This is a genomic window from Rathayibacter sp. Leaf299 (assembly GCF_001423055.1).
Taxonomy (GTDB): domain Bacteria; phylum Actinomycetota; class Actinomycetes; order Actinomycetales; family Microbacteriaceae; genus Rathayibacter; species Rathayibacter caricis.
The window spans coordinates 539,385-563,400 of the sequence record NZ_LMNT01000003.1 but is presented as its reverse complement, the minus strand read 5'-3'; the positions used below and the strand labels follow the sequence as shown (position 1 = coordinate 563,400).

Genomic DNA, 24,016 nt, shown 5'->3' with positions numbered 1-24,016 from the left:
GTCGGGCGAGCGCTCGGGGCGGGGGAGAATGGAGCGATGAGTGCGACACGCGTCCAGGCCTGGGCCCTCGACGGGATCCCCGAGGTCTCGCCCGGTGACGACCTGCTCGAGCTGATCCTCGCGGCCGTCGCCGGCGCCGCCGAGGAGGACCGCCCGCGGGGCGGAGACGTGCTCGTCGTCACGAGCAAGATCGTCTCGAAGGCCGAGGGTCGCGTCGTCGCCGCCGAGGACCGCGAGGAGGCGATCACCGCCGAGACCGTGCGCGTCGTCGCCACCCGCGCTCACGCGCACGGGATCACCCGCATCGTCGAGAACCGGCTGGGCATCGTGCAGGCCGCCGCCGGCGTCGACGCCAGCAACGTCGCCGAGGGCACCGTGCTGCTGCTCCCCGTCGATCCCGACGCCTCGGCGCGGGCTCTGTGCGGGGGCCTCCGCGAGCGCCTCGGAGTCGAGGTGGGGGTCGTCGTCAGCGACACCCTCGGCCGCGCGTGGCGGGTCGGGCAGACCGACGCCGCGATCGGCGCGGCGGGACTGCACGTGATCGACGATCTGCGCGGCGCCGTCGACGCGCTCGGCCGCACCCTCGGTGTCACGATGCCCGCCGTCGCGGACGAGATCGCCGCGCTCGGCGACCTCGTGAAGGGCAAGTCGAGCGGGCGCCCGGTGGCGGTCGTGCGGGGGCTCGGGCGCTACGTGACCGGGCTGGAGGCGCCGGGCGCGCGGAGTCTCACCCGGACCGGGCCGGAGGACATGTTCCGCCTCGGAGCCGACGAGGCGTACGCCGAGGGCCGGGCGGCGGCTCGCGCGGAGCTCGGGGCGGCTCCGGAGTGACCGGCCGCTGGAGTGCCGTCGTGGTCTTCAAGGGCCGCGGCACGTCCAAGACCCGCCTCGAGCTCGAGGGGAGGGCGGCGCTCGCGGAGGCGTTCCTGCTCGACACGCTCGCGGCAGTCACCGCCGCGGAGCGCGTCGGGACGATCGTGCTCGTGACCTCGGACGAGGCCGCCGCCTCGCTCGCCCGGCACGAGACCCCCGGGCTCGTCGTCGTGCCCGATCCCGGCGCGCTGAACCCGGCGGTGACGGCCGGGATCGAGGCAGCCCTCCTCCTGGATCCCTCCGCGTCCGTCGTCGCCCTGACCGGCGACCTGCCGGCGCTCGATCCCGCGGCGCTCGACGAGGTGCTCGCGGCGGCCGCACCGCTGCCCGCCGTCGTCGCGGACCGCGCGGGAACCGGCACCACGGCGCTCCTGGTCGGGACGACGGAGCGCGTCGACCCGGCCTTCGGACCCGGATCCCTCGCCCGTCACCGGGCGGCGGGCTGCCGCGTCCTCGACGTCCCCGTCGGGTCGACCCTGCGACTCGACGTCGACACCCTCGAGGACCTGCGGGACGCGGAGGCGGTCGGAGTCGGCCCCCGGACCGCGCTCGTGCTCGCGGCGGCGGCCTGAGCTCAGTCGGCGAGCAGGCCCTGCTCGAACGCGTCCGTGAGCTCGCGGTCCAGGCGCAGCCCGACTCCGTCGACCGAGCGGATCGGCACGGCGCGGCGGGTGCTCGAGACGAGCCACGCGGAGTCGGCAGCGCCGAGGGCAGCGGCGGGCAGCTCCCGTCGCGCGGTCTCGAGTTCTCGACCGGCACCGATCGCCAGGATCCGGGCGACCGTCGTGCCGTCGAGGATGCCGGAGCCCGCAGAGGGCGTCAGCAGCGCACCTCCGGTGAGCAGCACCAGACTCGACGTCGCTCCCTCCAGGAGCAGCCCGTCGCTCGTGCGCCAGACGACGTCGTCGGCTCCGCGGCGGTGCGCCTCGCGCAGGGCGGCCCGGGTCACCGCGCCCGAGGTCGACTTGACGCCGCCGAGGAGCCACGGAGCCGACTCCTGCGCGCCGCTCGGGTAGCCGCGGTCGAGCACGACGACGGCGACCCCGTCGCGCCGGAGGGCGCTCGCGTCGGCGGTGGGCTCGGCGCGCACTGTGCAGCGGGCGGCGGAGGCGCGGTGGCTCGCGACCAGGCGCACCGACAGATCGTCGACGGCGTCGTGCTCGGCGACCGCGAGCGCCACCGCCGCTGTCCAGGCCGCCCGGGGCGGCAGGGCGAGGTCCACGGCCGCCGCGGACGCCTCCAGTCGGCTCAGGTGCTCGTCGAGACCGTGCGGGCGGCCCCGAATGACGGCGAGGGTCTCGAAGACGCCGTCGCCGCGCAGGTAGCCGGGCTCGTCGACCGCGACGAGTCCGCTCGAGGGATCGCGCAGGACGGCGGTGCCGGAGTCGTCGATCTCGACGAGGACGGGGGAGGTCATTCCCCCATCCTGGCCCGCGCGCCCGGTCAGCGCCCGTCGAGTCCTTCGCGGACGTCCTCGGGGGAGGAGAGCTCGCGGCGGAGCTCCTCTGGCCGCACGCGCGCGCTGCCGAGGACGTCCGCCGCAGCGAGCGAGGAGACGTCCAGCGCGGTGAGGGCGCCGATCTCGGCGACCGGCACCTGGAACGTCCTGAACGCCCCGGGGCCGGGGACCGCGCTCTCGCGGACGGTCTCGACGAGCTCCGACTGATCGAGGAGGTACGCGCTCGTCGCGAGGCCCTCGCCGTCCGGACTCCAGGCCGCGATCTTCCAGAACCGACGCGGGATGCCGACACCGCGGTAGACCGGATCGCCGTCGGCCAGCACGGGGCCGGTGAAGACGCTCAGTCGCGACCGCGAGGTCTGCGCGTACTCGAGCACGAAGTCCTCGAGCCCCAGCCACAGCTCCTTCGACTGGTTGAAACCGCTCGCCTGCGGGGCCGCGTTCGTGTAGCAGAAGCTGTCGTAGTTGGCCGCGCGGGCCTCGGCAGGCGCGCCCCACACCGGATCGCGGCGACGGACGAGGTGCCCGCGGTCGAGGTCGTTGCGGGCGTAGACCTCGGGACCGGTCTGCTCCGACTCCGGCACCCGGTCGTCGAGGTGCCAGTCGTCGCCGCGCCCGAGGTCGAGCAGCGCCGCCCCGTCGATGTTCACCGCGGTCGAGAGCGCGAGGCGCCGCACCGGATCCAGCAGGACCTCGAAGTGCGTGTACGCCAGCACGCGGACCGGGCGGTCGGCCGAGGGAGCCGGCGCGACGAGCGGCGCACCGAGGAACGCCGGGTCGAATCCGGTGCTCATCCGTCGACGTCCGGGGTCGCGGTCGCCGTCGGGACCGCGGTGGCCGTGGCGGTGGGCTCCGGCACCGGCGTCCCGGTCGCGGCCGGAGCCGTCGCGGTGGCGGTCGGCGTCGGCTCCTGCGTCTCGGGCGCCGGGGCGGGCACCTGGGAGCCGTTGCTGATCAGGAGCGTGATGCTCGAGTAGCGCGCGATGGCGGTGCCCGAGGCGGGGTCCGTTCCGGCGACCGTGCCGGCGGGAGCGGCCGAGTCGACGGTGGCGCCCTCCTCCACGTCGAACCCGAGGTCCTCGAGGACGTCCGTCGCGGAGTCGACCGATCGGCCGGTCACGTTCGGGATGGTCACCTGGCGGCCGTTCAGCAGGGCCGAGCTGGGGTCGGCGAAGTCGTCGCCGCCGTACTTCTCGTCGGCCCGGGTCATCACCGCGTTCCAGATGTAGTGGCGGAGGTTGGAGGCGTAGGCGCGGTTCCCGGTCTCGGTGCTGCGCACGCGCACCTGGCGCATGGAGGCGTCGCCGGTGATGTTGCCGACCCAGACCACCGTGGCGACCCTCGTCGACGCGCCGTCCATCCAGGTGTGGATCGCGTCGTCGGTCGTGCCGGTCTTGCCGATGTGCTCGATGCCGTCGTCGGGATCGGACGCGGCGGCGGTGCCGCCGGTCACCACGTCCTGCAGCGCGTCGTTCGCTACCGCGGTGAGCTCGGGGGAGAGGGCCTGCGTGCAGGTCGACACGGGCGCCTGCACGGGCGCGCCCGCCGCATCGGTGATGGTGTCGATCGCGATCGCGGTGCAGGCGGCGCCGTTGTTGGCGAAGCCGGCGAAGGCGGTCGCCATCGAGAGCGGGGCGATCTGGTCGGCCGAGCCGAGGATGGCCGACGGGAGGTACTGCAGCTGCGCACCGGACGCCGTCTTCACGCCGAAGGCGGCCGCCTGGTCGCGGATCGCGCACAGGTCCAGCTGCTGGGCCATCGCCACGTAGACGGTGTTGATGGAGCGCATCGTGCCCTGCAGCACGCTGAAGACGCCGGTCTCGTCGTCGTCGTTGCTCACCGGGAACTCGCCGTACCACTCGCCGTCGGGAGCGCACGACGCGGGGAACTCCTCGAAGGTCCGCTCGCGGCCGTTCACCGTCTCGTAGATGGTGTGACCGTTCGCGATCCACTGCGCGAGCGTGAAGACCTTGTAGGTCGATCCGACCTGGAACCCGTTCGAGCCGCCGTACGCCGTATCGGTGTTGAAGTTGATGGCCGAGAAGTTCTCGCCGTTCACCGAACCGGCCGCGTCGTAGTCCTTGTTCTGCACCATCGCGAGGATCCGACCCGTGCCGACCTCCATCGAGACCGTCGAGCTGCCGATGTTCACCTCGTCGATCGGGGTCTTCGGCACCCACTCGTTCGTCGCGGCGGTGGCGACGTCCTGCAGATCGCGGTCGAGGGTCGTGTAGATCTTGTAGCCGCCGCGCTGGAAGTTCGCCAGGCGCGTCGCCTCGTCGGCGCCGAACGCCGGATCGTTCTGGATGACCCGCGAGACGTAGTCGCAGAAGAAGGCGGCGTTCCCGGCGGTCTGGCAGCCGGTGGGCGTCTCCTTGATCGCGGGCACGACCTCCTCCGCGACCGCGGCGTCGTGGTCGGCCTGCGAGATCTTCCCCTCCTCGAGCATGCGGCCCAGCACGTAGTCGCGGCGCTCCTTGTTCGCGGGGATGTTCTCGGGCACGTCGATGCGGAGCCCGTTGGGGTTGTTGACCGTGGCGATGAGGCTCGCGGACTGCGCGAGCGTGAGAGCGGAGGCGGTGGTCGAGAAGTAGTACTCGGCCGCGGCCTGGATGCCGTACACCTGACCGCCGAAGCCGGCGATGTTGAGGTAGCCCAGCAGGATGTCGTCCTTGCTGTACTTCTTCTCGAGGTCGACGGCGAGCTTCATCTCCTTGAGCTTGCGCGCCGGAGTGGTGGCGGTGGCCTCGTCGTACGCCGCCTGCGAGGCCGCCGGGTCGCTCAGCGCCTCGGCCTGCTGGATGAGCACGTTCTTGACGTACTGCTGCGTGATCGACGAGCCGCCCTGCAGGTCGCCGCCGATCACGTTGCTCACGACGGCGCGGATGGTGCCCTGCAGGTCCACTCCGCCGTGCTCGTAGAACCGCGGGTCCTCGGTCGCGAGGGCGGCGTCCTTGACGGACTGGGCGACCTGGTCGAAGGCCACCTCCTCGCGGTTCTGCGCGTAGAAGGAGGCGAGGAGGCCGTCGGTGCCGTCGGCGTTCTTCGCGTAGATCTCGGTCTTCTGGGCGAGCTGGCCCAGCTCGAGGTACTCGGGCACCGTCTCGAACAGGCCGATCGGATTGTTCGAGGCGAGACCGGTGACGGCGAGAGCGGGGGTGACGCCGACCGTGATCAGCAGACCACCGGCGACGCTCGCCCCGACGATCCCGAGGACGCGGGCGAGCACGCCGCCGCGGGCGGTTCCTTGCGCAGACATGGCTACGAGAGTAGGCGACGAGCCTGAGGAGCGCTCGCCGGAGCGCCCGGGAGTAGCGTGAGCGGATGAGCCGGACCCGCACGTGACCGCCGCCGCACCCGCCTCGCCCGAGGAGGAGCGCCGCCGCCGGGCCGTCCTCGTCGTCGCGATCCTCGCCTCCTTCGTCGCCTTCCTCGACGGCACCGTGGTCAACGTCGCCCTGCCCGCGATCACCGACGAGCTCGGCGGCGGGCTGGCCGTCCAGCAGTGGGTGGTCGACGGCTACCTGATCACCCTCGGCGCGCTGATCCTGGTCGCGGGGTCGCTCGCGGACCGCATCGGCCGGGCCCGCAGCATGATGATCGGCCTGGTCGGCTTCGGAGTCACGTCGCTGCTCTGCGCCGTCGCCCCGACCGCGGAGGTGCTGATCGTCGCGCGGATGCTGCAGGGCGCGGCCGGCGCGATCCTCGTGCCGAGCTCGCTGGCCCTGATCATCGCCACGGTGCGCGGTGCCGCGCAGGCGACGACGATCGGCGCGTGGACCGCGTGGACCGGGACCGCCACGATCGCGGGCCCGGTGCTCGGCGGACTGCTCGTGGACGCGGGCTCCTGGCGCTACGTCTTCGCGCTCAACGTGCTCCCGATCCTCGTGACGATCGTGCTCCTGCGCCGCCTCGGGCACGTCGACACCGGCAGCAGGGTGCCGATCGACGGGGTGGGCGCGGTCCTCGGGATCGTCGGGCTCGGCGGTCCGGTCTTCGCGCTGATCGAGCAGGAGCGGCTCGGCGCCACGGATCCGCTCGTGCTGGGAGCGCTCGTCGTCGGGCTCGCGGCGCTCGTGGCGTTCGTCGTCTGGGAGCGGCGGGCACCGCATCCGATGCTGCCCCTCTCGCTGTTCGCCTCGCGCAACTTCACCGTCGGCAACGTCGCGACCGCGTTCGTCTACGGCGCGCTCTCGTTCGGATTCTTCGCCCTCGGACTGTTCCTCCAGCAGAGCCTCGGTTTCTCGGCCACGCTCGCCGGACTCGCCACCCTGCCGCCGACGATCCTGCTGCTGCTCTTCTCGCAGGTGTCCGGATCGCTGTCGGCCCGCTTCGGACCTCGGCTGTTCATGGGGCTCGGGCCGCTCGTCGCCGGCGGCGGGTTCCTCCTGATGGTCGGGGTCCGCGAGCCGGCGGACTACCTCACCCAGCTGCTGCCGGGGATCCTGCTGTTCGGTCTCGGGCTCGCGGTCACGGTCGCTCCGCTGACGTCGACGATCCTGGGCGCGGTGGCGAGCGAGCACAGCGGAGTCGGCTCCGCCGTGAACAACGCGGTCTCGCGGATCGCGGGGCTGGTCGCGATCGCAGCGACCACCCTGGTGGTCGGCGACACCCTCGACGACGGCGGCTTCTCGCGCGCGGCGCTGGCGACAGCGGTCCTGCTGATCCTCGGCGGACTGGTCTCGCTGCTGGGGATCCGGAACCCGGCGCGCGAGCCCGCATCCGCCACGCCCGGGCCGTCGGAAAATTAGTTGTAGCTACATGGAATAGCCGGATCCTCGATACGCTTGCATGTATCGGACGGGGAGCAGCTCTCCGCATCGACCACATCCTCGAGGAGTAATCATGACCGACACGCTTTCCATCCCCGGTTACAAGGCCGGCTCCTGGGTCATCGACCCCACGCACAGCGAGGTCGCCTTCAGCGTCCGCCACCTCATGATCAGCAAGGTCAAGGGCAAGTTCGAGCGCTTCACCGCGACGTTCACCACCGGTGAGAACCCGCTCGACTCGACCGTCGAGGCCACCGCCGAGGTCGCCTCCATCAACACCAACGAGCCCAACCGCGACGGACACCTCCGCACCGGCGACTTCTTCGAGGCCGAGACCTACCCTGAGATCCACTTCGCCTCGACCGGCGTGCGCGCGAACGGCGACGACTTCCTCGTCGACGGGAACCTCACCATCAAGGGCGTCACCAAGCCCGTCACGTTCGAGGTCGAGTTCGGCGGCTTCGGCACCGACCCCTACGGCAACTACAAGGCCGGTCTGACCGCGAAGACCACCATCGACCGCACCGACTTCGGCCTCACCTACAACGCCGCGCTCGAGACCGGCGGCGTCCTCATCGGCGAGAAGGTCACCATCACCCTCGACCTGCAGGCCGCGCACCAGGCGTAGTCCGCTCCGTCCGTTCCGACGCCGTCCGCTCCCTCGGGAGTCGGACGGCGTCGGCGTTCCCGGGGGAGCGCGACCGATCGGTCAGAGCAGTCCGAGCTCCGTCAGCTGCTCGGCGATGCCGGCGCCGTCCGGCGCGTAGACCCAGTGGGTGCCGCTGGTCTCGGAGCGGTCGGCCGCCTTCGAGCGTCCACCCGCGAGCACGGCCTCACCGGTCGACAGCTGCCGGATCGCGATCGCCGCGACCTTGTCGGGGTGCTCGCTCGCGAAGTCCGAGTAGATCTCCTCGTCGTGCTGGCCGTCGTCGCCGACCAGCAGCCACTGCACGTCCGGGAACTCGGCGGCCAGGCGGCGGAGGTTCTGCTCCTTGTGCTGCTTGCCGCTGCGGAACCAGCGGTCGTGCGTCGGCCCCCAGTCGGTCAGCAGCAGCGCGCCTGCGGGATAGAGGTGGCGCGAGAGGAAGCGAGTGAGCGCCGGAGCGACGTTCCAGGCCCCCGTGGAGAGGTAGATGACGGGCGAGCCGTCGTTCTGCCGCGAGAAGCGGTCGAGGAAGACCGCCATGCCCGGCGTGGGCATCCGCGCGTGCTCGTTCAGCACGAAGGTGTTCCACGCGGCGATGAAGGGGCGGGGGAGCGCGGTGACCATGACCGTGTCGTCGATGTCCGAGACGACGCCGATGCGCGCCTCCGGCCGCACGATGAACACGGGGGCCTCGACCGGCTTCGCGTCGGCCGTGGTGAAGGTGATGGTGTGCCAGCCGGGCTCGAGCGTGATCGGGATATCAGAGTCGACCACGCCGCCGCGGTCGGCCACGATGTCGTGCCGCTGCCCGTCGACCTCGACGGACACGACGGCTCCGCTCACGAAGACGCTCGTGAAGCTCCGCCAGCCGCGCACGCCCTCGACCGGCCGCACCTCCTCGGATCCGGGAGGGGTCGGCCGCGTGTAGAGGACACGGGCGAGCACGCGGAGCTGCCCGGTCGAGCCGTAGCCGGTGTAGGGGATCACGCGGGCGACGTAGCCGCGGCGCTTCACGCGGCGCATCCGGAAGCGGTGGATCGCGTCCTCGAGGCGTGCGGCGCGGTGCATGACCTCGGCCGCTCCCGCGCTCATGGGCTTGCTTGCAGGCGTCAGCGGCATCCGCCCAGTCTGGCAGACGGTGCCTCCCGCCGCCGAGTGCTCCCGGCTGGGCCCGGTCAGACGGGGCGGATGAGCTCCGGGCCGTTGTTCGACACGGTGCCGACCGCCGGGCCGACCTCCGCGATCCCGAGCTCCTCCGCCAGCTCCGCCGCGCCGTCGGCGGCCGCGCGCAGCAGCGAGCCGTCGGGCTCCGCCAGCGGGTCGAGCCAGTCCTCGATGAGCTCCGGCTGCAGCAGCACCGGCATCCGCTCGTGCACGTCGGTGAGGGCACCCGCCGAGGGGCGGGTGAGGATCGTGGCCGACAGCAGCCACGGCGAGCCGGGTGCCGCCGCGCGCCACCACTCGTACACGCCCGCGAAGAGCACCACGGAGTCGCCGCCGGGAGAGACGAAGACCGGGGTCTTCGCGCCGTCGGCGCCGACGCGCCACTCGTACCAGCCGGAGGCGGGAACGATCGCCCGGCGGGCGGCGTAGGACTCGCGGAAGGCCGGCTTCTCGGCGACCGACTCGATCCGTGCGTTGAACAGCGGCGCCCCGGCCGACGGATCGGCCGCGGAGCGGGGCACCAGGCCCCAGCGGGCTCCGGCCAGGCGCCGCCTCGGCGGGCTGCCCTCCTCGACGCCCTTCATCGACTCGGCGACCACCGGGATCCGCTGCGTGGGCGCGATGTTCCACGACGGGCCGGGCAGGTCCTCCCCGACATCGTCGATGTCGAAGAGCGCGACGAGGTCGGCCGTGGTCTGCGAGAGGACGAAGCGTCCGCACATGGGTCCTCCTGATGAGGGCGGTCCGTCCGTCCGCGGCGTCGCCCTTCGGGGGGCGACAAACACGAGGGACATTCGGCGAAGTGACGCGGACGGCGTGTCCGCGTGCGTACGATTGTAGGAACCGTCAGCGAAGGAGCCCGCCGTGCCTCTAGGAAATCTCGTGGATCGACCCTTCGGCGAATCCCCCCAGGTCCGCAACGAGCCCGTCCAGGTCCGCAGCGCCGCGCGCCTCGCCTCCCTCCTCGACGCCGCCGCCGCGGTCGTCGACGAGGTCGGCTTCGACCGGCTGACGACCGCCATGGTCGCCGAGCGCGCCGGTGCCGCGATCGGCACCGTCTACCGCTACTTCCCCGACCGCATCGCGGTGCTGCAGGCCCTGCGCGAGCGCGCGCTCGAGCGCTTCCGCAAGAAGGTCATCACCGAGATCCGCGACACCCACCCCGACAACTGGTGGGGCGCCGTCGACTGCGCGGTCGACGCCTTCTGCGACATGCACCGCACGGAGGCGGGCTTCCGCTCGATCCGGTTCGTCGACACCATCCACGCCCCCGAGGTCGCGGGCGAGGCGTTCGAGGCCGGGTTCTTCGCGCGCCGCTTCGCCGAGATCCTCGCCTCCGAGTACGGACTGCCGGGCGGCGCCCAGCTCTCGTTCCGCCTCGAGGTCACCGTCGAGGTGGCCGACGCCCTGCTCACCCGGGCGTTCCTGATCGACCCGAACGGCGACCAGCGCTTCATCGACGAGAGCCGCGCGCTGCTGCGCAACTACCTGTCGATGCACTACGGGCCCGTCGAGGGCTGACGCGGCCCGGTCCCTTCGGCGCTTAGTCCCTCCGGGGCCGGATCGCAACACTCCGCCATCCGGTTGGCGGCCGTCTCCGAATGATGTTTTGCTGACTGCCGGGTTCCCAGGGGGCCTCGGTCCGGGACGGGCTCGGTACAGCGGAGCGAGGGCAGGCACAGGCGTGATCGAATTCCGCGGAGTGAGCAAGCAGTACCCGGACGGCACCCGGGCGGTCGACGACTTCTCGCTCGTCCTCCCGTCGCGGCGCACCACCGTCTTCGTCGGCTCGTCCGGCTGCGGCAAGACCACGATCCTCCGGATGATCAACCGCATGATCGAGCCCACCGGCGGCACGATCGAGATCGACGGCGAGGACATCTCGACGCTGCCCGCCGTGGCGCTGCGCCGGCGCATCGGCTACGTCATGCAGAACTCGGGCCTCCTGCCGCACAGGAGGGTCGTGGACAACATCGCGACCGTGCCGCGGCTGAACGGGGTCGCGAAGCGCACCGCCCACGACCGCGCACTCGAGCTGATGGACACCGTAGGCCTGGACCGCGCGCTCGCCGCGCGATACCCGAGCCAGCTCTCGGGCGGCCAGCAGCAGCGCGTCGGAGTCGCCCGCGGTCTCGCCGTCGACCCCAACATCCTGCTGATGGACGAGCCCTTCGGCGCCGTCGACCCGCTCGTGCGCGCCGATCTGCAGCGCGAGACCCTCCGCCTGCAGCGCGAGCTCGACAAGACCGTCGTCTTCGTCACCCACGACATCGACGAGGCGTTCCTCCTCGGCGATCAGGTCGTGATCCTCGAGAAGGGCGGCCGGATCGCGCAGAAGGGCTCGCCCGCCGAGATCCTCGCCGCCCCTGCGAGCGACTTCGTCGCCGGGTTCATCGGCGCCGACCGCGGCAAGCGCTCGCTGCACATCGAGGAGCGCGACGGCGCGCGACTCGTCGTCGACGGCGACGGGCGGGCGACCGGGGTGCTCCGGCCCGCGGACGGCGGCACCGCGTGAACTGGGTCGTCAACAACGTCGACTCGATCGTCGCGAACCTGATCGCGCACCTGGTCCTCTCGGTGCCGCCTATCCTGCTGTCGTTCGTGATCTCGGTGCCGTTCGGCTGGTTCGCCAACCGGTACCGCTGGAGTCGCGGCACGCTGCTCACCGCGCTCGGGGTGCTCTACGCGATCCCGTCGCTGGCGATGTTCATCCTGCTGCCGGCCGTGCTGGGCATCCCGCTGCGCTCGACGGCGAACGTGATCATCGGCCTGACCCTCTACGGCATCGCCCTCATGGTCCGCACGACCGCGGACGCGCTCTCGGCGGTGTCGGAGGACGTGATCCAGTCGGCGACGGCGATGGGCTACTCCGCCTGGGCCCGGTTCTGGAAGGTCGAGTTCCCGCTCGCCGGCCCCGTGCTCCTCTCGGGACTGCGCGTCGTCACCGTCAGCACGGTCAGCCTCGTGACGGTCGGCGCCGTGCTCGGCATCCAGAGCCTGGGGCTCCTCTTCACCGACGGCTTCCAGCGCGGCATCACGGGAGAGATCGTCTCGGGCATCGTCCTCACCATCGCGCTGGCGCTCGCGCTCGACGCGCTCCTGGTCCTCCTCGGCCGCCTGCTGATGCCGTGGACCGCGGCCGACCGTACCCGCTCGGCGCGCAGGGCGCCGGCCGACCGGACGGCGGTGTCGGCGTGAACCTCATCCTCGACGCGTTCGCCTGGATCGGCGACCCGGAGCACTGGACCGGGATCTACGGGATCCCCACCCGCGTGGCGCAGCACCTGGGCATCAGCCTGCTCGTGCTCGTGATCGCCGCGGTGATCGCGATCCCGATCGGCTACCTCATCGGCCACACCGGCAAGGGCAAGGGCATCGCCGTCCCGGTCGCGGGCGGACTGCGCGCCCTGCCGACGCTGGGCGTCCTGGTGCTCGCGGCCATGAGCCTCGGACTCGGGCTCGGCGCGCCGCTGATCGCGCTCGTGATCCTGGCGATCCCGTCGATCCTCGCCGGCGCCTACTCCGGCCTCGAGGCGGTCGACCGGCGCACCGTCGACGCCGCCCGCTCGGTCGGCATGACGGAGTGGCAGATCCTGACGAAGGTCGAGATCCCGCTCGGGCTGCCGTTGCTGATGGGCGGCCTCCGCTCGGCGACGCTGCAGATCATCGCCACCGCCACGCTCGCCGACTTCATCGGCGCAGGCGGCCTCGGCCGCTACATCTTCCAGGGCGTGAAGGCGGGGGACTACCCGCAGATGCTCGCCGGGTCGATCATCGTCATCGTGCTCACTCTGATCAGCGAGGTCGTCTACGCCGTCCTCCAGCGGGTGGCCGTCCCGCGCGGAGTGGTCCTGGGTCTCGCCGGCAGCGCCGCCGGCCGTTCGAGCATCCGCGCCTCGTCGCCCCGACGACGCGCGGTGGTGGGGAATCCCACCGAGGAGAGGAAATAGCAATGTTCACAGCACACTTCACGAAGGGCCGTGTCGCGCTGGGCGCACTCGCGGTCGGTGCCGTCGTGGCACTGGCAGGGTGTTCCTCGAGCGATCCGCTGGACGAGGGATCGGGTGCCGCCGAGGGCGGCGACACGATCGTCATCGGCTCGCAGGACTACTACTCGAACGAGATCATCGCCGAGATCTACGCGCAGGCGCTGGAGGACGGCGGCTTCACCGTGCAGCGCGACTTCCGCATCGGCCAGCGCGAGATCTACCTCCCCGAGATCGAGAGCGGATCGATCGACGTCTTCCCCGAGTACGGCGGCAGCCTGCTCCAGGCGCTCGAGCCCGACACGACCGCGACCACGGCCGACGACGTGTACTCGGCTCTGACCGAGGCGCTGCCCGACGGCCTGCGCGCCCTGGACGCGGCCGACGCCAGCGACCAGAACTCGTACACCGTGACCCAGGCCTTCGCCGACCAGTGGGGCCTCACCGACATCGCCTCGCTCTCCTCGGTGACCGACCCGATCGTGCTGGGCGGCAACTCCGAGCTGCAGACCCGCCCCTACGGACCGGACGCGCTGCTCGAGAAGTACGGCGTGGAGACCACCTTCCAGGCGATCGAGGACAGCGGCGGATCGACCACCGTCGACGCGCTGACCAGCAACCAGATCCAGCTGGCGAACATCTACACCGCCGACCCGAACATCGAGTCGAACGACCTGCTGCCCCTCGAGGACCCGGACGGCCTGTTCGTGGCCGACAACGTGGTGCCGATCGTCTCCGACAAGGTCGAGGACGACGCGGCCGAGGTCCTGAACGAGGTCAGCGCGAAGCTGACCGCCGAGGACCTGGTCTCGCTCAACTCCGAGAGCGTCAACGAGCAGAAGTCGGCCGCGTCCATCGCGACCGAGTGGCTCACCTCGGCCGGCCTGCTGGGCTGACCCGGGGCACGATGCCCTGATCGGCTCCGGCCGATCGCACCGCGCAGAGGCGCGTCACTCGTCGAGGTGGCGCGCCTCTGCTCGTGAGAGCAGCTTCTTGCCGCCGACGACGAGCAGGACGAAGAGCACGATCACGCCGACGAAGAGGTAGCCGGCCCAGTGGAGCGTGTCCGCGAGCTCGCGGTACCCGCCGGCGACGGCCGTGCCGACCCCGACGTACGCGAAGGACCAGATGACGCACGCGGGCGTCGTCCACGCCATGAACGTGCGGTACGACATGCCGCTCATCCCGACCGTGAGGGGGATGAGCGAGTGCAGCACCGGGAGGAAGCGCGAGAGGAACACCGCGATCCCGCCGCGCCGCGCGAGGTAGCGTTCGGCGCGCAGCCAGTTCTTCTCGCCGAGGCGCCGCCCCAGGCGCGAGGCGCGGATCCGCGGCCCGAAGAAGCGGCCGAGCGCGAAGCCGACCGACTCGCCTCCGAGCGCCCCGAGGATCACCGTGAGGGCGAGCGCCAGGAACTGCAGGGGAGTGGTGACGCCGGTCGCGCTGACGATGACGACCGTGTCGCCGGGCACGATCAGCCCCGCGAGGATCGTCGTCTCGAGGAAGATGGCGAGGCCCGCCAGGAGCGTGCGCCACACGGGCGGCACCGCGACGACGAAGTCGAGGATCGCACTCAGCGCGTCGTTCATCCGGACCCGGGCCTCAGCGCACGCGCTTGAGCAGCGCCCAGAAGGTCTCGACGATCGAGCCCATGTCGACCGAGTCGTCCAGGAGCCACTGCACCTGCAGTCCGTCGGACAGGGCGATGATCATGCGCGCGGCGGTCTCGGGGTCGACGTCCTCGGCGATGAGGCCCTCGTTCTGGTCCTCGCGCACCCGTGACGCGAGCGTCTCGGTGACCGTGCGGTAGCGCTCGAGGAAGAACGGGTGCGCGGGGTGGGACTGGTCCGTCCCCTCGGCCGAGAGCGTGGCGTAGAGGTGGACGAGGCCGGGCACGTCGCTGTTGTGCCGGATGAGCCGCACCAGCTGCTCGATCGCGGCATCGCCGGTGCGCCCCAGGTCGTAGGCGGCGCTGTCGAGCTCGTCGCGCTTGCGGAGGACCTCGGCGAAGAGCTCCTCCTTCGAGTCGAAGTAGTGCAGGAGACCCGCCTGCGTGAGGCCCACCGCCTCCGAGATCTCTCGCAGCGAGGCCTTCCGGTACCCCTGGCGCGAGAACACCTCGAGTGCGGTCTGCAGGATCTCCTCGCGCTTGGCGACACCCTTGGCGTAGCTCCCCTTGCTCGGCATGGCTAAAGCGTACGGGGCGTCGCAGGGCGAGCGGTGCGCGGGCGCCGGTGCCGGCATCAGGTGCGGCGAACGGATGTTCACCGCTCCCGTGCGGTTCGTGCAACCTGGGAATCCACCGAGACTGAATGAGCGGGTTCCTCAGGTTCGACGATCCAGCGGAGTCGCTCGCCGTCGAGAGGAGTGCGGCAGCGGCTCCGACGGCGGGGAGGGCCGTTCGCCCGTCGCCCGGCGGTGGTGTCCCTCGACGTCGAGACACTCCCTCTCGACGTCGACAGACCTCCTGCACGCGGGCGTCGAGACGGGCTCGCCGACGGCCCGCGGAAGGGTGTCGTCGGAGGGGGCCCAGGGGCCGCACATCCGCTCCAGTACTGGGATCCGAGGCCGTCCGGCCCTCGTCGCCGACCTAGGCTCGGGGCCGTGAACGAACTCCTGGATCCGCTCCTGCTGTCGAGGTGGCAGTTCGGCCTGACGACGATCTACCACTTCCTCTTCGTGCCGCTGACGATCGGCATGGCGCTCACCGTCGCGATCTTCCAGACCGCCTGGGTGCGCACCTCGAAGATCCACTACCTGCAGCTCACCAAGTTCTTCGGGAAGCTCTTCCTGATCAACTTCGCCATGGGCGTGGTCACCGGCATCGTCCAGGAGTTCCAGTTCGGCATGAACTGGAGCGACTACTCCCGTTTCGTCGGCGACGTGTTCGGCGCTCCGCTGGCCTTCGAGGGGCTGCTCGCGTTCTTCCTCGAGGCGACGTTCATCGGCCTCTGGATCTTCGGCTGGGACAAGCTGCCCGAGAAGCTCCACCTCGCGACCATCTGGCTCACCTCGCTCGGCACGACGCTCTCGGCCTACTTCATCATCGCCGCGAACGCGTTCATGCAGAATCCGGTCGGCTTCCGGATCAACGAGGCGAAGGGCCGCGCCGAGCTGACGGACATCTGGGCGCTGCTCACGAACAAGGTCGCGCTCGCCGCGTTCCCGCACACGATCTTCGCCTGCTTCATGGTCTCGGCCGCGGTCATCATCAGCGTCGCCGCCTACCACCTCTCGCGCAGCCAGCACCTCGAGACCATGCGCCCGGCGCTGAAGTTCGGCGCCTGGATGATGCTCGTCAGCGGCGGACTCACCCTCCTCACCGGAGACCAGCTCGGCCTCGCCATGGTCGACACGCAGCCGATGAAGATGGCCGCGGCCGAGGCGCTCTACCGCACCTCGACCGGCGTCGACGCCTCGTTCTCGGTCTTCACCTGGGGCACGCCCGACGGCTCCAGCGAGCTGTTCTCGATCCGCATCCCCTACCTGCTCTCCTTCCTCTCGACCCACACCTTCAGCGGCACCGTCGAGGGCATCAACGACCTGCAGGCGCAGTACGAGCAGGTCTACGGCCCCGGCGACTACACGCCGATCATCTGGGTCACCTACTGGTCGTTCCGCTGGATGATGGCGCTCGGCGTCCTCGCCATCGGCGTCGCCGCCGCCGGCCTCTGGTTCACCCGCAAGGGCCGCGAGCCGAAGCAGTGGATGTGGAGGATCGCGATCTGGGCCGCTCCGCTGCCCCTCTTCGCGATGATCGTCGGCTGGGTCTTCACCGAGATGGGCCGCCAGCCGTGGCTGGTCTTCGGCCTGCTGAAGACGGCCGACGGCGTCTCTCCCGGCGTCAGCGGAGTCGAGGTGCTGATCTCGCTCCTCTCCTTCACCGCCATCTACGGCGCTCTCGCCGTCGTGGAGTTCCGGCTCATCAAGCGCGCGGCCCAGGCCGGACCCGACGACGCTCCCGAGGTCGACGAGGAGAGCGGTCGCCCGCAGCTCGTCGGCACCGTCTACTAGGAGGCACCCGTGGATCTCCCCACACTCTGGTTCTGGATCGTCGCCGCGTTCTTCATCGGCTACTTCGTCCTCGACGGCTTCGACTTCGGCGTCGGCATGTCGCTCCCGTTCCTCGGTCGCGACGACACCGACCGCCGCGTGCTGATCAACACGATCGGCCCGGTCTGGGACCTCAACGAGACCTGGGTCATCGTCGCGGGCGCGGCCATGTTCGCGGCGTTCCCGGAGTGGTACGCGACGCTCTTCAGCGGGTTCTACCTGCCGTTGCTGCTGATCCTGCTCGCGCTGATCGCGCGCGGCGTCTCGTTCGAGTACCGCCACCAGCGTCCGGAGGCGCAGTGGAAGTCGCGGTTCGACCGGATGATCGTGGTCGGCTCGGCGCTGCCCGCGTTCCTCTGGGGAGTCGCCTTCGCGAACATCGTGCAGGGCGTGCCGCTGGACGCCGACCACAACTACATCGGCACGGTCTTCGACCTGCTCAACCCGTACGCGCTCCTGGGCGGACTGACGACCCTCCTGCTGTTCTTCACCCACGGAGTGGTCTTCGTCTCGCTCAAGACGGACGGAGAGATCCGCGAGCGGGCGCGACGGCTGGCGACGAAGGCGGGGCTCGTGACCATCGTGGTCGCGGCGGTGTTCCTCGCCTGGACGAACCTGCAGTCGGGCAACGGCCCCTCGTGGCTGCTCTCCCTCGCCGCTGCCGGCGCGCTGATCCTGGCGTGGCTCGCGAACATCCGGGGAAGGGAGGGACGCGCGTTCGCGCTGCTCGCCGGCACGATCGCCCTCGCGGTGCTCGCGCTGTTCACCACGCTGTTCCCGGCGGTCATGCCCGCGTCCAACGACATCGCGAACAGCCTCACGATCGAGAACGCCTCGAGCACCCCGTATACGCTGACGGTCATGAGTTGGACCGCCCTGGTGTTCGTGCCGCTCATCGTCGGCTACCAGGCCTGGACCTACTGGATCTTCCGCAAGCGCATCACCCGGACGCAGATCCCGGTGGACGCGCACTGACGTGACCGCCCCTCGTCCGTGAAGCCCCTCGATCCGCGGCTGCTCCGCTACGCCCGCGCCGCACGCCTGTTCCTCGTGCTCGGCGGCGCCCTCGCGCTCGCCCGCACGCTGGGCACGATCGCGTTCGCGTGGCTGGTCGCGCAGCTCGTGTCGGGAGCGGTCGACGGGCGCTCGGCCCGGGAGCTCGCTCCGCTGCTCGGCGCGCTGCTCGCCGTGATCGCCGCGCGGGCGGCCCTGGCGTGGGCGACCGAGGTGAACGCGGTGCGCGGCGGAGTGGGGGCCAAGGCGCAGCTGCGCGCGGCGGTGCTCGAGGCCCTCGTGGCGCTCGGTCCGTCGGGGCGGCCGGCCGGCGGCTCCGGCGGTGTCGTCGCGCTGCTGGGCGGCGGGCTCGACGCGCTGGACGGCTACTTCGCCCGCTACCTGCCGCAGCTGATCGCGACGGCGGTCACGACTCCGATCCTCGTCGGGGTGGTGCTGCTCGCGGATCCGCTCAGCGCGCTGTTCCTGATCGTGACGCTGCCGCTCATCCCGGTCTTCATGATCCTGATCGGCTGGGCGACGCAGGCGGTGCAGAAGCGCCAGTGGGATCGGCTCCAGGCGCTCGCGTCGGGGTTCGTCGACACGGTCGGCGGACTCGCGACGCTCAAGATCTTCGGCCGGGCCGAGCGCCAGTCGGCGCGGATCCGCACGCTGACGGAGGACTACCGCGTGCACACGATGAAGGTGCTGCGGGTGACCTTCGTGAGCGGATTCGTGCTCGAGCTGGCCGGGTCTCTCTCGGTCGCCCTCGTCGCGGTCTCGATCGGCCTGCGGCTGGTCGACGGCTCGCTGGCGCTGGCGGTCGGGCTCTTCGTGCTCGTGCTGGCGCCGGACGTGTTCCTGCCGGTCCGCCAGGTCGGCGCCGAGTTCCACGCGGCGGCGGACGGCGTGCAGGCGGCGGACGAGGCGTTCGCGGTGATCGAGCGGGCGGCACTGCTGCCCGCGGTGGCCGGAGGCACGGCGACGCGCGGCGACCTCGAGGTGCGCGGCGTCTCGATCGACGACGGCTCGGGCCGCGTGCTCGCGCGGGTCGACGCGACCTTCGCCGTCGGCACGATCACCGCGGTCACCGGAGCGAGCGGCTCGGGCAAGTCGACCCTCCTCGCGGTCCTCGCCGGGTTCGTGGCCGCCGAGGGGACCGTGCTGCTCGGCGGGGAGCCGGTCGCGCCCGCCGCCGTCCGCGACCGGATCGCCTGGGCGGGGCAGCGCGCCGATCTGCTGCCGGGCACGGTCGCCTCGAACGTCACTCTGGGCGCGCGATCGGTCGATCCCGCGCTCCTCGACCGCGCACTCCGGCTGGCCGCCGTGGACGTCGATCCGACGCGCCGCGTCGACGCGGAGGGCACCGGGCTCTCGGGGGGTCAGAGCGCGCGCGTCGCCGTCGCCCGCGCGATCCACCGGCTGCTCGAGCGCGATGGCGCGCTGCTCCTGCTCGACGAGCCGACAGCGGCGCTGGACGACGCGACGGAGCGGCGGCTCCTCGCGGGGCTCCGTGCGCTGGCCGACGAGGGCGCGACCCTGATCGTCGCCACGCACCGCCCCGCCACGATCGCCGCCGCCGACGCCGTGCTCGCGCTCTCGAGTGCCGAGGCGGTGCTCCGGTGAGGCGCGCCGACGTCCTCCGCGCCGCGATGCCGCCGGCCCGCCGCTTCCTCCCCGGACTCTCGTTCGGACTGCTCTCCTCGGCCTCGGTCGTCGCCCTGCTGGCGTGCTCGGCCTGGCTGATCGTCCGCGCGGCGGAGCAGCCGCCCATCCTCTTCCTGTCGATGGCGGTCGTCGGGGTGCGCGCCTTCGCGCTCGCGCGCGCGTTCTTCCGCTACCTCGAGCGGCTCAGCGGCCACGACGCGGCGTTCCGCGCGCTCGCGGAGCTGCGGGCGGGCGTCTACGAGCGGCTCGTCCCGGTCGCTCCCGACGGACTCGGCCGCGTGCGCCGCGGAGACCTCGTCTCGCGGGTCGTCGCGGACGTCGATGCGCAGCAGGACGTGCCGCTGCGGATCGTGCAGCCGCTCGTCGTGGCGCTCGTCGTGTCGACTCTCGCAGTGGTGGGCGTCTGGCTCCTGCTCCCGGCCGCCGGGGTCGTGCTCCTCGCGCTCCTCCTGCTGGCGTTCGGGGCGGGAGCGGTCGGCTCCGGTCTCGTGTCGGCGCGCGCCGACCGCGAGCTCGCGCCGCTGCGCGGAGAGCTGGCCGAGCGCCTCAACCTCCTCGTCACCCGTCTCGACGTGCTGATCGCGTTCGATGCGGCCGACCGGGCCGTGGCCGACGTGGCGGAGGCGGAGGAGGCGCTCACCCGTGCCGCCCGCCGCCGGGCCGCGTCGGCGGGCCTCGCCGCCGCGGTGCTCGCGCTCTGCTCGGGAGGCGCGGTGTGGGCGTCGCTGGCCCTCGGCATCCCCTCGATGGACGCCCTCGGCGGGCCGGCGCTGGGCGTCCTCGCCCTGGTGCCGCTCGCCGTCTTCGAGGTGGCCGCCGCCGCCCCGCTCGCCGTGCAGTCGGCGCGCACCGCGCGCTCGAGCGCTCAGCGCCTCGCGGACCTCGACCGCGAGGCGTCGTCACCCGCCCTCGCGGCCGACGCTGACGTCGATCCGCTCGCCCCCGACCCGCACGGATCGGATCTCGTGCTGCAGGACCTCTCGGTGTCCTGGCCCGGCTCCCCGGCCCCGGCGCTCGCGCACGTGTCGCTCGAGCTGCGAGCGGGCGAGCGGATCCTCGTGACCGGCGCGAGCGGATCCGGCAAGACCACGCTCGCGCACGCCCTCGTGCGCTTCCTCGACTACTCCGGCTCGTACCTCGTCGGCGGAGTCGAGGCGCGGACGCTCCCGCAGGCCCGGGTGCGCCGGCTGGTCGGCCTCGTCGAGCAGCAGCCCTACCTGTTCGACGACACGATCCGGCAGAACCTGCTCTTCGCGCGGCCCGCCGCCGACGAGGAGGAGCTCCTGTCGGTGCTGGACCGTGTCGGGCTCGGTGGGTGGACCGCGTCCCGCGGAGGGATCGACGCACGGGTGGGGGAGCGCGGCTCCCTCGTGTCCGGCGGGCAGGCGCAGCGCCTCGCCCTCGCGCGGGCGCTGCTGGCCGACTTCCCCGTGCTGGTGCTGGACGAGCCGACCGCCTCGGTCGACGCTCCGGTCGCGGATGCGCTGCTCGCCGATCTGCTCGCCGCGGCGCGGGGCCGCACGGTCGTCCTGATCGCGCACCGCGTGGATCCGTCGTTCGTGTTCGACCGGCGCGTCGCCGTGACCGACGGGACCGCCGTCAGCTCCTGACGCGCGCCGCAGCTCGGGCGAGCATCCCGCCCTCGTCGGCCCACCGGTCGAGCACCGCGTCCATCCGCCGTCGTGCTCGGTCGTCGAGGGCGGCGCGCAGCGGGCGCACGACGTCGGCCGCGAGAGGATCGACGAGCTCGGGCACGCGCCCGTCGCGGACGAAGCCCTCGAGCCGGGTGAGGTCCGACGCGCGCAGGAGCGCGACGCGCGTCTGGAGCAGGACGACGGCCGCGAGGCGGTGCTCGAAGACGGGCGGGTCCCAGAGCTCCGAGGAGAGCGCGGTGACGTCGTCGTGCGTCAGGCCGCGGAACTTGTTCAGCGCGTCGCGGACGCCGCCGCGGACGGCGCCGACGGACGCCCCGGTCGCGTCGAGGCCGTGACCGAGCCGCTCGCGCACGTCCTGCGCCCGCCACTGATCGCCCTCGTAGGCGAGCACCTGGCGGAGGAAGTCACCGGGCCCGCTCATCGCGCCCGGGCCGGAGGAGTTCCCGGCACCTCCGCGCACGCGGTCGATCGCAGGACCCGCCTCGGGATGCCCGCGGCCGGGACGCCGCGGACGGACGTCGTCGGGGAGGAGCGTGCCACACCTCCATCCTGCCCGAGGGACGCGCGGCACGGCGGGCCCGGCACTCCGAGCCCGCCGTGTCGGGATCAGAGACCGCGGCTCGCCCAGACCGCCCGGTTCCGGCCGTCGTACTGCACGAGGTTGCCGTCGTTCTGCATGACCAGGCGGAACGGCGCCAGTGCTGGGCCCACGTTCACGAAGTAGCGCGGGGACGCCAGCCAGAACGCGTTCGGGCCCCATCCACTGACCGTGAGGGTGCCGTCCGCACCCATCACGAACCGCGACGGGGAGAGAGCGTCGCTCGCCGATCGGGTCCCGGTCCACCAGGTCGGGCCACCCGGTCCGGAGACGACGAAGTTCCCGTCGGCCTGCATCACGGAGCGCCAGGCGCCGTTGGAGGAGACCAGCGCCTCGTCCTTCCCCAGCGCCCCCGACCCCGAGAGGGTGTCGGTGGTGACCGGCGGCCGACTGGTCCAGACGACTCCTGCTGCGCCCTGCAGAACGAGCGCGCCGTCGTTCCCCAGGATCAGGACGGCGCCCGGATTGCCGCTGGTCACGGTGGTCCACCTCACCGAGCCGTCCGCTCCGTAGATCACGACGTTGCCGTCGGTCTGCATCGCGAGCCGACTGCCCGACCCGGACGTGCCCGTCGACCATCGCGGACCCCCAGGGCCGTAGACGACGAAGTTGCCGTCCGCCTGCATCACGGCCTCGAACCGGCCGTCGGGCGACGAGAGCCGTGTGCCCGACGTCAGGACGTCGCCGCCCTCGAGCCGGTCGAGTGCCGGTGCGGCGATCAGGCCGCCGACGCTGGTCGCCCAGGCAGGAGAGCCGTCCGCGCGGTAGACGACGAGATTGCCGTCGTCCTGGACCGTCAGGACGGCGCCCGGCAGTCCGCTCGTCCCCGTGAACCAGACGGGGCGGTCGTCGGCGTCGTAGACCACGACATTGCCGTCGTTCTGCATCGCGAGGTGATCGCCGCGCCCCTGGGTGCCGCTGCTCCAGATCGCGCCGGCGCCGATGCGGTAGACCACCGCGTTGCCGTCGGTCTGGAAGACGAACTCGAACACCCCGTTCGTCGAGACGAGGCGCTCGCCGCGAGCGAGTTCCTCGCCGCCCACGAGCGCGTTGACGACGGTCTCGGAGGCGCGTGCGGCTTCGGCGTCCGCCACCACGGCCGAGTCGCCCGTCGAGGGGACGGCCGGAGCGTCGTGGGAGTAGGAGAGCGGACCGGACTCCGCCGCGAGCGCGGGAGGGGCGCCGAGGAGCAGAGCCCCGCTCGCGAGGATGGCGGTGATCCTCCAGGCGTGGGTACGGACGGAAGGTGCAGGGGTCATCGACGGTCCTTCTCGGAAGACGGCGGGTGGGTCCTGCGCAGACTGCCACACGCGGCCCGCGGGGACGAGCGCTGCGCGGGAACCGGGGCGATGTCGTCGCCCGAGGGCGGCACGGTCCTCGACGTCAGGGGAGGGGGCGACGCAGTGCGTCCAGGCGACGGCGCCAGGAGTCGAGCCGGCCCGGCTCCGCGGCGAGCGCCGGTCCGCCGACCCACGAGGTCGCCAGGCGCGCGCCGTGCAGCGCGTTGACGACCCAGACCTCGCGGCCGTCGAGCGACTCCGGCTCGGTCGGCGCCTCGAGCACGTCGACGCCGAGCGCGCCCGCGAGCACCGAGATCGTGCGGGCGGTGACGCTGCGCACCCGGGGGCTCGTGGGCGGAGGGAGGACGAGGGTGTCGCCGAGCCACCACAGGACCGCGCTGGTCGCGCCGTCGAGGATCGCGCCGTCCGCGTCGAGGAGCACCGCCTCATCGGCTCCGTTCGCGATCGCCCGCTGCCGCAGCAGCGCAAGACGGGCGATGTCGGGTCCCTTCCACTCCGGCACCCGCCGCGGATCCACGGGACTCGTCCACAGCACGACCGAGCGGGTGCGCGGCGGTGCCGATCGCAGGCGCAGGTGCAGTCCGGCGGAGTCGAGCTCGACGCGGGGGAAGTGGTCGCCGGTGCGGGGGAGCGCGGCGACGGAAGCGTCGAAGAACGCGCCCGCGTCGTCCGGCCCGTCCGCCGCCCGGACGGCGTCGAGGAAGCGCTCGCGGTGCAGCTCGAGACCGCGCACGCGGCCGTCCGAGACGAGCCACGAGTCGGCGGCCAGCAGCGCCGCCGTGCCGGGCTCGCGCGGGGAGGCGAGCTCCCGCCCGTTCCAGTCCCGCACCTGCTCGCCGTCCACGACG

Annotated in this window: 23 protein-coding genes; 13 read left to right on the top strand and 10 right to left on the bottom strand. The window is 72.2% G+C overall.

Features of this window, described 5'->3' with window-relative positions:
• The first annotated feature begins 36 nt into the window (after window positions 1–36).
• Together ASF48_RS14270 and cofC are read left to right on the top strand one after the other, a co-directional pair.
• Window positions 37–831 carry a coenzyme F420-0:L-glutamate ligase gene (locus ASF48_RS14270; RefSeq protein WP_055792994.1) on the top strand — a complete coding sequence of 265 codons (795 nt, stop codon included), beginning with the start codon at window positions 37–39 and terminating at the stop codon, window positions 829–831.
• Window positions 828–1,445 carry a 2-phospho-L-lactate guanylyltransferase gene (gene cofC, locus ASF48_RS14265; protein ID WP_055792990.1) on the top strand — a complete coding sequence of 206 codons (618 nt, stop codon included), beginning with the start codon at window positions 828–830 and terminating at the stop codon, window positions 1,443–1,445. Before ASF48_RS14270 ends, cofC begins: the two co-directional genes overlap by 4 nt.
• A 2-nt stretch (window positions 1,446–1,447) precedes the next feature.
• Here the strand turns inward: cofC and ASF48_RS14260 are convergent, their stop codons facing one another.
• The 3 genes from ASF48_RS14260 to ASF48_RS14250 are packed head-to-tail and all read right to left on the bottom strand — an operon-like array spanning window position 1,448 to window position 5,591.
• The gene (locus tag ASF48_RS14260; RefSeq protein WP_055792987.1) at window positions 1,448–2,290 is read right to left on the bottom strand and encodes an aminotransferase class IV; all 843 of its coding nucleotides are present in this window, start codon (window positions 2,288–2,290) and stop codon (window positions 1,448–1,450) included.
• 26 nt (window positions 2,291–2,316) lie between these two features.
• On the bottom strand, window positions 2,317–3,126 hold the full coding sequence (locus tag ASF48_RS14255; protein ID WP_055792985.1) for a DNA/RNA non-specific endonuclease: 810 nt from the start codon (window positions 3,124–3,126) through the stop codon (window positions 2,317–2,319).
• A complete protein-coding gene (locus tag ASF48_RS14250) occupies window positions 3,123–5,591 on the bottom strand; it encodes a transglycosylase domain-containing protein (protein ID WP_082481495.1) in 2,469 nt (822 codons plus the stop codon). Before ASF48_RS14250 ends, ASF48_RS14255 begins: the two co-directional genes overlap by 4 nt.
• 82 nt (window positions 5,592–5,673) lie before the next feature.
• Here ASF48_RS14250 and ASF48_RS14245 point away from each other — a divergent pair, with 82 nt between their 5' ends.
• Together ASF48_RS14245 and ASF48_RS14240 are read left to right on the top strand one after the other, a co-directional pair.
• Window positions 5,674–7,083 (top strand): DHA2 family efflux MFS transporter permease subunit, encoded by a 1,410-nt coding sequence (locus ASF48_RS14245; protein ID WP_055792979.1) that lies wholly within the window; start codon window positions 5,674–5,676, stop codon window positions 7,081–7,083.
• Between the two features lie 94 nt (window positions 7,084–7,177).
• On the top strand, window positions 7,178–7,732 hold the full coding sequence (locus ASF48_RS14240; RefSeq protein ID WP_055792972.1) for a YceI family protein: 555 nt from the start codon (window positions 7,178–7,180) through the stop codon (window positions 7,730–7,732).
• Window positions 7,733–7,813: 81 nt separating this feature from the next.
• Here the strand turns inward: ASF48_RS14240 and ASF48_RS14235 are convergent, their stop codons facing one another.
• Both ASF48_RS14235 and ASF48_RS14230 read right to left on the bottom strand, forming a co-directional pair.
• Window positions 7,814–8,869, bottom strand: coding sequence for an App1 family protein (locus ASF48_RS14235; protein WP_055792970.1), 1,056 nt, complete (start codon window positions 8,867–8,869; stop codon window positions 7,814–7,816).
• A gap of 56 nt (window positions 8,870–8,925) precedes the next feature.
• Window positions 8,926–9,636: an SOS response-associated peptidase gene (locus ASF48_RS14230; RefSeq protein ID WP_055792967.1), complete on the bottom strand. Its 711-nt coding sequence runs from the start codon at window positions 9,634–9,636 to the stop codon at window positions 8,926–8,928.
• A 160-nt stretch (window positions 9,637–9,796) separates the two neighbouring features.
• Between ASF48_RS14230 and ASF48_RS14225 the strand changes: the two genes are divergently transcribed.
• The 5 genes from ASF48_RS14225 to ASF48_RS14205 all read left to right on the top strand — a co-directional run bounded on the left by ASF48_RS14225 (window position 9,797) and on the right by ASF48_RS14205 (window position 13,796).
• A complete protein-coding gene (locus ASF48_RS14225) occupies window positions 9,797–10,435 on the top strand; it encodes a TetR/AcrR family transcriptional regulator (RefSeq protein WP_230671281.1) in 639 nt (212 codons plus the stop codon).
• Between the two features lie 163 nt (window positions 10,436–10,598).
• Window positions 10,599–11,429, top strand: a complete 831-nt coding sequence (locus ASF48_RS14220) for an ABC transporter ATP-binding protein (protein ID WP_055792961.1) — start codon at window positions 10,599–10,601, stop codon at window positions 11,427–11,429.
• Window positions 11,426–12,112 carry an ABC transporter permease gene (locus tag ASF48_RS14215; protein ID WP_055792959.1) on the top strand — a complete coding sequence of 229 codons (687 nt, stop codon included), beginning with the start codon at window positions 11,426–11,428 and terminating at the stop codon, window positions 12,110–12,112. Before ASF48_RS14220 ends, ASF48_RS14215 begins: the two co-directional genes overlap by 4 nt.
• A complete protein-coding gene (locus tag ASF48_RS14210) occupies window positions 12,109–12,864 on the top strand; it encodes an ABC transporter permease (protein WP_055793228.1) in 756 nt (251 codons plus the stop codon). The genes ASF48_RS14215 and ASF48_RS14210 overlap by 4 nt, the downstream gene beginning before the upstream one ends.
• 2 nt (window positions 12,865–12,866) lie before the next feature.
• Complete coding sequence (locus ASF48_RS14205; protein ID WP_055792956.1) at window positions 12,867–13,796, top strand: ABC transporter substrate-binding protein; 930 nt, start codon at window positions 12,867–12,869, stop codon at window positions 13,794–13,796.
• A gap of 54 nt (window positions 13,797–13,850) precedes the next feature.
• On the opposite strand, the gene ASF48_RS14200 is transcribed toward ASF48_RS14205, so the two are convergent.
• Both ASF48_RS14200 and ASF48_RS14195 read right to left on the bottom strand, forming a co-directional pair.
• The gene (locus ASF48_RS14200; RefSeq protein WP_055792952.1) at window positions 13,851–14,489 is read right to left on the bottom strand and encodes a DedA family protein; all 639 of its coding nucleotides are present in this window, start codon (window positions 14,487–14,489) and stop codon (window positions 13,851–13,853) included.
• 13 nt (window positions 14,490–14,502) lie between these two features.
• Entirely contained in the window at window positions 14,503–15,087 is a 585-nt protein-coding gene (locus ASF48_RS14195; protein WP_055792949.1) for a TetR/AcrR family transcriptional regulator, read from the bottom strand.
• A 417-nt stretch (window positions 15,088–15,504) separates the two neighbouring features.
• Between ASF48_RS14195 and ASF48_RS14190 the strand changes: the two genes are divergently transcribed.
• Genes ASF48_RS14190 through cydC form a run of 4 tightly spaced genes read left to right on the top strand, consistent with a single transcriptional unit; the run spans window position 15,505 to window position 21,224 of the window.
• Entirely contained in the window at window positions 15,505–16,914 is a 1,410-nt protein-coding gene (locus ASF48_RS14190; RefSeq protein WP_055792947.1) for a cytochrome ubiquinol oxidase subunit I, read from the top strand.
• Between the two features lie 9 nt (window positions 16,915–16,923).
• Window positions 16,924–17,928 carry a cytochrome d ubiquinol oxidase subunit II gene (gene cydB, locus ASF48_RS14185; protein WP_055792944.1) on the top strand — a complete coding sequence of 335 codons (1,005 nt, stop codon included), beginning with the start codon at window positions 16,924–16,926 and terminating at the stop codon, window positions 17,926–17,928.
• 18 nt (window positions 17,929–17,946) lie between these two features.
• Complete coding sequence (gene cydD, locus ASF48_RS14180) at window positions 17,947–19,572, top strand: thiol reductant ABC exporter subunit CydD (RefSeq protein ID WP_055792941.1); 1,626 nt, start codon at window positions 17,947–17,949, stop codon at window positions 19,570–19,572.
• Entirely contained in the window at window positions 19,569–21,224 is a 1,656-nt protein-coding gene (gene cydC / locus ASF48_RS14175) for a thiol reductant ABC exporter subunit CydC (RefSeq protein WP_268788520.1), read from the top strand. The genes cydD and cydC overlap by 4 nt, the downstream gene beginning before the upstream one ends.
• On the opposite strand, the gene ASF48_RS14170 is transcribed toward cydC, so the two are convergent.
• The 3 genes from ASF48_RS14170 to ASF48_RS14160 all read right to left on the bottom strand — a co-directional run bounded on the left by ASF48_RS14170 (window position 21,214) and on the right by ASF48_RS14160 (window position 24,012).
• Window positions 21,214–21,690, bottom strand: coding sequence for a DNA alkylation repair protein (locus ASF48_RS14170; protein WP_055792938.1), 477 nt, complete (start codon window positions 21,688–21,690; stop codon window positions 21,214–21,216). The two genes, cydC and ASF48_RS14170, sit on opposite strands and share 11 nt — an antisense overlap.
• Before the next feature lie 185 nt (window positions 21,691–21,875).
• Window positions 21,876–23,126, bottom strand: coding sequence for a hypothetical protein (locus ASF48_RS14165; protein WP_055792935.1), 1,251 nt, complete (start codon window positions 23,124–23,126; stop codon window positions 21,876–21,878).
• A gap of 124 nt (window positions 23,127–23,250) precedes the next feature.
• The gene (locus ASF48_RS14160) at window positions 23,251–24,012 is read right to left on the bottom strand and encodes an aminotransferase class IV (RefSeq protein ID WP_235577258.1); all 762 of its coding nucleotides are present in this window, start codon (window positions 24,010–24,012) and stop codon (window positions 23,251–23,253) included.
• Window positions 24,013–24,016: the final 4 nt, after the last annotated feature.